We start from the raw sequence: 8209 nt of genomic DNA, 5'->3' as shown, positions 1-8209 counted from the left end.
CACGCGGCAACGACTCAAGTCGTTACTACAAACATGAACCCCATCCTCCCCATCCCATCATCCTACTAACAAATTTTCCTCCGGATAGCGGATATTGGAGGGTTTGGGGTCTCCAATCATAGCGCTCATGAGCATGACCATTCCCACCCGGCCTACATACATGGTGACGATGATCACCAGTTGGCCGAGGGTGGAGAGATTGCCGGTGATCCCCGTAGATAAACCAACCGTGGCAAAGGCGGAGACGACTTCAAAGAAAAGCTCGATAAATTCGATGTTGGGGTCGCTGATTGCCAGCAAAATGGTGGCGACAACGACGATGCCGATAGAACTGAGGACCACAGCAACGGCTTTCAAAATCAATTCTGGGGGAATTTTGCGTTCAAAGCAGAGGACCTGGTTGCGTCCCTGGAGTACGGAACGGGTGCAGCTTGTCAATACGCGCACTGTGGTGGTTTTAATGCCGCCTCCGGTACTACCTGGGGAGGCCCCGATAAACATCAAGGCAATGGTGATAAAGAGTGATGCTGTGGTCATTTGACCGATATCAATGCTGTTAAATCCAGCGGTACGGGTGATGACGGACTGAAACCAGGCACTGAGCAGATGTTCGAGGAATCCGACATTTTTCAAGGTTTCGGGATTTTGGGATTCGGTGAAGAAAAAGGCGATCGCCCCTAGAATCAGCAGGAACAGGGTGGTACTGGTGACGATTTTAAAATGAAGGGAAAAGACGACTCGTTCGGAATTTCTGGAAATGCGATCGCGCACCCACATATACATTTCCATAATCACTTGATAGCCAATCCCCCCAAAAATCACCAAGAAGGTGATCGCCAAATTCATGGGGATGGATCCGGCATAGCCCATTAAACTATTGGCAAACAAACTAAACCCCGCATTGTTAAAGGCGCTAATGCTATGAAAAATTGACAGCCACAGGCTATAGTTAAAACCGAAGTCTGGGGTAAAAATCAACAGCAGTATGAACATCCCGGTGAGTTCAAAGACTAGGGTCATGGCAATAATGGAACGCACCAAGGGGACCACCCCGGACATTTCTGCGGTATCTAAGGATTGTTGAATCGCTATTCGGTCTCGCAATCCCAATCGTCGTCCGAGTAACAGCAGCAGAAAGGTGGTGGCAGTCATGTAACCGAGTCCACCGACTTGAATCAGTAAGAGAATGAAAAATTCCCCCAATCCGGAATAATGGGTGCCGGTATCGACGACGATTAATCCGGTGACGCAGACAGCGGAGGTGGCGGTAAATAAAGCAGTGACGAAATTGTTCCAGGTCCCATCACTGGTGGAGACAGGCAACAGCAGCAAGATGGTGCCGATCGCAATCATCACCAGAAAGCCGAGACAAATCGTTCTAGCAACAGTCATGATATTTTAGCTTTGAGATTGATTTGATTTTAAGGTGAAGCGTCGATCGCCTATCAAGTCGCCCTCAGTCTGCGCCTATTTTTTGTTAAATTTACTATTTTATCGGGCCGCCCCAGGGACCCCGGAGAGGTCATTTTCTCGGGTTCCCGATGATTCCTCCCCATCGCCAGATCGGGAAAGTTTTTCCCAAACGGTTCTAAAATCCATGTTTTTGAATTTGCGCTTGCAGGTAGGCGTCGGGTTCGCTGGGGTCGAAGAGGCCAAATTTTAATTGTTCATCCCGGAGGATGATGGTGGGTGGGGTCTGTCCCAGTTGTTTGGCCAGTTGTCGGGCTAATCCGGTCAAAAATACTTCATCGGCGATCGCCTCGTGGGGGATATTTTGCCGGTCCAACATCCCCCATCGGGCAAACTGGGAGGTAATCCAGTAGGAAAAGCTTTTCCAGGGATAGGGGTCGAAATCAATGCGATCGCTCACGGTCCGGATATTCCCTAATCCATCGTCAAAGGTTCCGGTTAAGACGGATTCTAATACTGATTGCGGTTGATTCAGGTATTCCGGCGCAGCGATCGCCTGAGCAATTTCCCGCCGATTCTCCGGATTTCGGGCATAATTACAGCCATCAATAATCGCTTTATTCAAGGCCCGAAAGGTGCTGGGATGTTCATCAATCCAGGGTTTAGATGCCGCAAAGGAACAACAAGGATGTCCATCCCACAGGTCTTTGGTCAGCAGGTAAATAAACCCGACTTTTTCATAAACCGCTTGTTGAGCATTGCCATCGGGCATCAGAAACCCATCAATTTCTCCCGCTTTCATTAAGTTAATCGCCTGGGGGGGTGGGACTCGTTTAATGTTAATATCTCGGTCTGGATTAATATTATTACTTGCCAGATAATACCGTAATAATAAGTTGTGCATCGAATAGCGGAAGGGAATCCCCAGGGTTAACCCCTTAAAATCTTTGGCTTCTTTGACTTTATCCTGATGTTTAAAGGCCAGAACAATCGCTTGACCGTTGATATTTTCGATGCTGGCTAGTTTAATCGGAAAAGGCTTAGACCCCAGGCCCAAAGTCATGGCAATGGGCATGGGGGAGAGCATATGATAGGCATCCAATTCTCCCGCCATTGCCGAATCTCTGACCTGTTCCCAACTCTCCATTTTTACCAGTTCTACGTTTAATCCATATTTCTGATAAAATCCCAGGGGTTGGGACATAATAATTGGCGTGGCACAAGTGATGGGAAGAAAGCCGATTTTGAGATCAGTTTTTTCTAAGCGGCTAACTGGGGATGAATCGGGTTCTTCCGGGTCAGGAATAGCACAATTTGTGGCAACAGTTAAGGCAGCAGCGATCGCCACTTGTTGCAGAAATTTCCGCCGGGTAAACGGACTGTCCGGCAGGGTCTCTCGAATGCTGCCCTCGGCATCAACGCCATAAGCGGAAGCCATCACGGCCTCAATTCCCCCAAACCGGGCGATCGCCTCGGCTGCCCACTGTTCCGACTCGGCGATTAAGGCATTGAGTCTGGGTTCACTGCTGCGAGGGAATTTTTCCGGGGAGTGATGATTTTCAGTGACGATTTGGCTCAGAGAAGGGCGAGAAAGTTTCTGCCAAACCTCCCGCAAATTTTGAACATCTGCTGGGGGATTTATGTTGCAATTCCCTGGGCCATGACCCCGGCCACAATGGCAGAAAAATGGCGGAAAATTATCCTGGGTTGGACTGGATAATGGGTGAGTTTTAAGCATATTAGAATTAGGAAATGATTCGGGTAATTTAGAGGATTATACAGGATTTGGTATGAGAGGGCGTATGCAATACGCCCCTACAAATAAACTTTGACAGGGCTAGTTTTTATAGACCTTTGACAACCGGATTCCGTATGATAACGCTTTCCACCCTGATGCGGGACAATAATTGAGGCTAACGATAGCCAATCGAAATGATAGGAAATCCGGAGTTTAAAGCCTCCAAGTTCATCACGAACCGTTTTAAACCATTGCTTGCAACGCTTGGGCGGCATCATTGAGTTGTTGGATGGCAATTTTGACTTGAGTGATCCCAGCGGCATTTTCTCGCGCTGAAATATCAATGCTATTGGTGCCATCGAACACTTCATGGATTGCCGTAGCTTGTTGTTTAGCAACCAGGGCTATTTCGGCGGTACTGGCAACCACTTCATCGATCGCTGTACGAACGCCTTGAAATGCCTCAGCAGTTTGTTGAGTAATCTGACTACTGGCAGTGACGCTGCGGGTTCCTTCTTGAGTCACTTTGATAGTAGAACTAAGGGTCGCTTCGATATCCCGGAGTAGGATGTGAATTTTATCAGCGGATTCTTTGCTGCGATCGGCGAGTTTGCGGATTTCGGTGGCAACCACCCCAAATCCTTTGCCTTTCTCCCCGGCGCGAACGGCTTCGATCGCCGCATTTAATGCCAGCATATTAGTTTGGGTGGCTAACTGACCGACTAATTGGGCAATGTCAGCGATTTGATGGGTTTGTTGATTTAAACAGCCGATTTCATCGGCGATATTCTGCACTTTAATCTCCAGGGTTGCCATTGCCGCTAACGTTTGATTAACGGATGTGGTCCCTTGATTGGCGAGGGTGAGGGCGCGATCGGCACAGGCGGATGAATGGGTGGTTTCCTGCGCTGCTTGTTGAGAGGAAAAGCTGAGGCGATCGAGGTGAGTGGTGGTTTCGGTGGTGGCAGCGGATTGAAAGGCGGCGCTACGTTCCTGTTGTTCGATGGTGGCAGCAATTTCTGCGGCAGATTTGGCGATCGCAGTGGCTTGTTGGTTCATTTTTTGACCGATCGCCGTGGAAATTTTAGCGCCGATGGTCATTCCTAACAAGGTGGTGATTCCAGCGGTTCCAAAGACAACCTGGGAGAGAAACATTAAGGCATTTGCACGCTCTTGATTTCGCTGGGCTAAAATCACTTGTTCTGTATCTGTAAACTTTTTCACCAGTTCTTTCAAGCGGTTGGCGGCGAGTTTTCCTTCTCCACTGCGCGCGGTTTGCTCCGCTTTATTCATTTTGCCCAATTCGATATAAGAAATTAAGCGACGGTCAAATTCATTGACGCGATCGCCTAATTCAATAATCTGTTTGAGATTCTCCCGTTGGTCCGGGCTTTGAATTAAAAATCGCAATTTTTCCGACTGTTCATAAAATGTATTATCCCACTCTTCATACCCTTCTAATTCATTAATATCCCGAGAAATAATATAAGCCCGAGCGGCTCGCTGCATGGCGAGAATGCTATAAGCTAACGCTTCGACTTCATCCACCCGCATCCGAACCGCCTCTAACTGGGTTGAGGCTTCATTGACTCGCCTAACCCCATTAAAATATACCAAAATCGCTGCACAGACTGAGAGGAAGATGGGAACAGCATATCCCCCAAAAATCTGGTAAGTCACTTTGATTTTTGAGAAATCCCAGCTAAAGGGTAATCGTTTTACTAACATAAGGCAGATTTCTCCAATGGGTTCACGATCGTTTACAATAGAGGCTGCTTTACTGTAAGCCCAGGGCTTTTGAGTGTTAACCAGCCATGATGACGAGCAACTTGTACGAGCAAATTCAGCAGTTTTACGATGCTTCCTCCGGACTATGGGAACAGGTTTGGGGGGAACATATGCATCATGGGTATTACGGAGAAAGGGGCGATCGCCGCTTGGATCGACGACAGGCACAGATTGACTTGATTGAGGAACTCCTGGCTTGGACAGGGGTGCAGTTGTCCAAGGACCTCAACCGCCAGGTTTCCACGATTTTAGATGTAGGTTGCGGCATCGGTGGTAGCTCTTTATACTTAGCACAAAAGTTGACCGCCAGCGCCACGGGAATTACTCTGAGTCCAGTCCAGGCGGCCCGGGCTACAGAACGAGCCACAGAAGCCGGAATTCCGACATCCTCGGCTCCGGAAGCGGGGATCATGACCCCGGGTCCGAGGGCGGAGTTTCGCGTCGCCAATGCCCTGGAGTTGCCCTTTGCGGATAATTCCTTCGATCTCGTCTGGACCCTGGAAAGCGGCGAACATATGCCGGATAAAAAGAAGTTTTTACAAGAATGCTATCGAGTTTTGGCACCGGGAGGCGCGTTGATGATGGCAACCTGGTGTCATCGTCCCGTTGCCCCCCCTGCCGCCCCCCTGAGCGATCGCGAACGGCATCAACTAATGGAAATTTACAAGGTTTATTACTTGCCCTATGTGATTTCTTTACCCGAATATGAGACAATTGCCCGAGAAATTGGGTTTGAAGGGATTCAGGTTGCCGATTGGTCCGAAGCAGTGGCTCCGTTTTGGGATTTTGTCATTGATTCTGCCTTTGACCCCTCAGCCCTTTGGGGGTTATTATTATCCGGTTGGCAAACAATTCAAGGGGCGCTGGCTCTAGGACTGATGCGTGATGGATATAAGCAAGGGTTAATTCGATATGGGGTACTCTGTGGGACGAAATCCTAACTTTTTTTGAAAGTTTTTTCTGTCTTTGCTGTTGTGGTGATTGTATTTTTATCTAGCTTATGAGCCAACTTTCTCCCTCTCCCCCGACGGTTTCTCAACCGGCTGAAATGAACGTGGTCCAGAAATATGCCCCTTGGCTCTATTCGTTCTGGAAATTTACCCGTCCCCATACGATTATTGGCACCAGTTTGAGTGCCATTGGTTTGTTTGCGATCGCCCTGGCTTTCTCTGGGGATAGCCTGACTTGGAAAGCCCTCTTGCCCTTATTCGGAACTTGGTTTGCTTGTCTGTGTGGAAATGTTTATATTGTTGGATTAAACCAACTGTTCGATATTGAAATTGACCAAATTAATAAGCCTGAGTTACCCGTTGCTGCCGGTGAATTTTCCCGCAAACAAGGGCAAATTATTGTAGGGATGACGGGGATTTTAGCCGTTGTCTTAGCCTGGGTGCAAGGACCTTGGTTGTTGGCAACGGTACTCATTAGTTTAGGCTTAGGAACGGCTTATTCGTTGCCGCCCATTCGGTTAAAACGCTTTCCCTTTTGGGCATCTTTTTGCATTTTCACCGTGCGCGGGATTATTGTTAATTTAGGGTTGTTTTTACATTACCAATGGGTGATGCAAGGGGAGGGCGCGTTGATGATTCCTCCCTCGGTATGGGCGCTGACCCTGTTTGTGTTGGGCTTTACCTTTGCGATCGCCATTTTTAAAGATATTCCCGATATGGAAGGCGATCGCCTCTATCAAATTAGCACCTTAACCCTGCGTTTGGGGGCGCGTACCGTCTTCGATTTAGCCCGAGGGGTGATTATTGTCTGTTATATTGCTACCAGTGTAGCCGCGTTTTGGTGGCTCCCTCAAGTCAATCCCTTCGTCTTGGCGATCGCCCATACTGTGGCATTGACGGGGTTATGGTGGCGCAGTCGCCAGGTGGATTTAGAGGATAAAGTCGCGATCGCCGCTTGCTATCAATTTATCTGGAAACTGTTTTTCCTAGAATATATCATGTTTCCCCTGGCTTGTCTGTTGGCGTAAATTCCTATCATCACCCTCCCCGATAGCTGTTAAATCATGGATGTGAATCAATCGGCGAACCCTTACTCACAACTCTCCGTTTCGCAATGTTTGGAAATGGCTCAAAAACAGTGCGAAATTGGGAATTTTGCCCGGGCACAAATTCTCTGTCGGGAAATCCTGAATCGGGAACCGGATCACCTTCTGGCATTGAACCTGTTGGGAACGATCGCCGCCCAAGAGGGAGACAATCTCGGGGCGATCAAATGGTATCAGCAAGCCGTCAAAGTCCATCCGAATGTGCCGGAGTTCCATTACAATCTGGCAAATTCCCTGAAGTTGCAGGGACAACAGGTAGAGGCGATCGCCCATTACTGCCAAGCGATAATTCTGCGACCTAATTATACCAAAGCCTGCTATAATTTAGGCAATTTGTACCTAGAACGGGGAGAGATTCAAGGGGCGATCGCCCAGTATCAGCAAGCCCTTGCCTTAGATCCACAGGACCTAGAAATTCAGACAAATCTCGGCAATGCTTTGAAAGAAGCGGGAGACTTAGAGGCAGCAATTATTCAGTATCGGCAAGTCTGCGATCGCTCTCCAGATTCAGCGGAATTTCACTATAACCTTGGGGTGGCGTTACATGATTATGGGGAGTTAGCGGAGGCAATTGCTTGTTATGATCGGGCGATCGCCCTGGAACCTCACACCGTAATGTTCCATTGGAATCGCGCCCTCTCACTCCTAATTTCCGGAAATTACCCCCAGGGATTCATTGAATATGAATGGCGGTGGCAAACCGAAACCCTCAAACCCCGCCCGTTTTCGCAACCGATATGGGACGGTTCCTCCCTCACCGGGCGCACCATTCTCCTCCATAGTGAACAGGGATTCGGAGATACCCTCCAATTTATCCGCTATATTCCCCTTGTTGCCGCCCTGGGCGGGCGGGTAATCCTGGAGTGTTATCCCCCCTTATTTCCCTTGTTGCAACAGCTAGAAGGGGTGGATATCCTGGTTGTCAGGGATGAGCCTTTACCGGCGTTTGATGTTCATGCGCCCTTGATGAGTTTACCGCGAATTTTTGGCACAACGTTAGACACCATTCCCTGTGAGATTCCCTATCTGATGGTGCGTCCCCGTCACCCTTCCCGGCTGGGGCTACAGGAACAAAGTAGCCCGCACCCTGGAAGGGTGGGGCTATCGGAACCAAGCCCGCCTGCGCGGGCTGATGTATCTTTGGGGCTGGAAAGCCCGCACCCTGGAAGGGTGGGGCTATCGGAACCAAGCCCGCCTGCGCGGGCTGATGTATCTTT

General features: G+C 49.0%; 6 protein-coding genes. 3 read left to right on the top strand and 3 right to left on the bottom strand.

What is annotated here, in order from left to right:
* Nucleotides 1-57 precede the first annotated feature (57 nt).
* The 3 genes from NG833_RS29295 to NG833_RS29285 all read right to left on the bottom strand — a co-directional run bounded on the left by NG833_RS29295 (nucleotide 58) and on the right by NG833_RS29285 (nucleotide 4876).
* Nucleotides 58-1392, bottom strand: coding sequence for a TrkH family potassium uptake protein (locus NG833_RS29295; RefSeq protein WP_254568793.1), 1335 nt, complete (start codon nucleotides 1390-1392; stop codon nucleotides 58-60).
* A gap of 196 nt (nucleotides 1393-1588) precedes the next feature.
* Complete coding sequence (locus tag NG833_RS29290; protein WP_254568792.1) at nucleotides 1589-3148, bottom strand: CmpA/NrtA family ABC transporter substrate-binding protein; 1560 nt, start codon at nucleotides 3146-3148, stop codon at nucleotides 1589-1591.
* Between the two features lie 243 nt (nucleotides 3149-3391).
* Nucleotides 3392-4876, bottom strand: a complete 1485-nt coding sequence (locus NG833_RS29285; RefSeq protein ID WP_254568791.1) for a methyl-accepting chemotaxis protein — start codon at nucleotides 4874-4876, stop codon at nucleotides 3392-3394.
* 89 nt (nucleotides 4877-4965) lie between these two features.
* On the opposite strand from NG833_RS29285, the gene NG833_RS29280 reads away from it, so the two are divergent.
* From NG833_RS29280 to NG833_RS29270, 3 genes are all read left to right on the top strand, one after another.
* Nucleotides 4966-5877: a methyltransferase domain-containing protein gene (locus NG833_RS29280; RefSeq protein ID WP_254568794.1), complete on the top strand. Its 912-nt coding sequence runs from the start codon at nucleotides 4966-4968 to the stop codon at nucleotides 5875-5877.
* Nucleotides 5878-5936: 59 nt separating this feature from the next.
* Nucleotides 5937-6914, top strand: coding sequence for a homogentisate phytyltransferase (locus NG833_RS29275; RefSeq protein WP_254568790.1), 978 nt, complete (start codon nucleotides 5937-5939; stop codon nucleotides 6912-6914).
* A 36-nt stretch (nucleotides 6915-6950) separates the two neighbouring features.
* On the top strand, nucleotides 6951-8209 hold a 1259-nt coding region (locus NG833_RS29270; protein ID WP_254568789.1), incomplete at its 3' end, for a tetratricopeptide repeat protein.

The sequence above is a fragment of the Oscillatoria sp. HE19RPO genome, assembly GCF_024220515.1.
Taxonomy (GTDB): Bacteria; Cyanobacteriota; Cyanobacteriia; order Cyanobacteriales; family Laspinemataceae; genus Laspinema.
Note: the sequence above shows the minus strand (reverse complement) of the source record. Positions and strands in the feature narration are given on the sequence as shown.